The sequence below is a fragment of the Oleiphilus sp. HI0123 genome (assembly GCF_001635315.1).
The window spans coordinates 1-712 of record NZ_LWGE01001701.1; the positions used below are offsets into that span (position 1 = coordinate 1).

General features: G+C 48.3%; 1 protein-coding gene. It reads left to right on the top strand.

The genetic code is table 11. The features are described 5' to 3' along the window. Window positions 1–8 precede the first annotated feature (8 nt). A complete protein-coding gene (yihA, locus tag A3761_RS23025) occupies window positions 9–647 on the top strand; it encodes a ribosome biogenesis GTP-binding protein YihA/YsxC (RefSeq protein WP_082870353.1) in 639 nt (212 codons plus the stop codon). Window positions 648–712 lie beyond the last annotated feature (65 nt).

The window sequence follows — 712 nt, forward strand, 5'->3', positions numbered from 1 at the left end:
CGAAGAATATCTCCTACAACAGCGCCCGTTTCAGCCAAAGCGGATCAAAACTCAAGAACTGCCCGCCAGACCAAGGCGTTGAAGTTGCCTTTGCCGGTCGCTCCAATGCAGGAAAATCTTCAGCCATCAACTCAATCACTAACAATAAGAAGCTTGCCCGAACCAGTAAGACTCCCGGCAGAACCCAACTGATTAACTTTTTTTCCCTTAGCACGCCCGGGGTTCGGCTAGTCGACCTGCCCGGCTATGGCTTTGCAAAGGTATCCCTGGACCTGAAAGCTGAATGGGGAAAGCACCTCGATGACTATCTACGCAACCGAGAAAGCCTTGCGGGCTTAGTGCTTATCATGGACATCCGCAAACCTCTTACCGAGTTCGACCAAATGCTACTCGACTGGTCCAGTGAATGTCAGCTACCGACATTAATCCTTCTAACTAAAAGCGACAAACTCAAGTTTGGCCCTGCAAAGCAAGTCATGTTTCAGGTTAAGAAGCAGTTAGAAGCACACCAATCTCTGGAAGATGTCATTTTGTTTTCGAGCCTGAAAAAGTCTGGCATAAAAGAAAGCCGCTTTGCTCTGGACAAGATTATCAATCAGCGCTTGCTAGATAATAGCCCTTCCCCTGAAGACAGCCAAGAAGATTAGACTTTTGGCGCGATCCCTTCAAAGCGATAGTTTTCCTGCAATTCCAGCGCTAAGGCCCGTTTGTC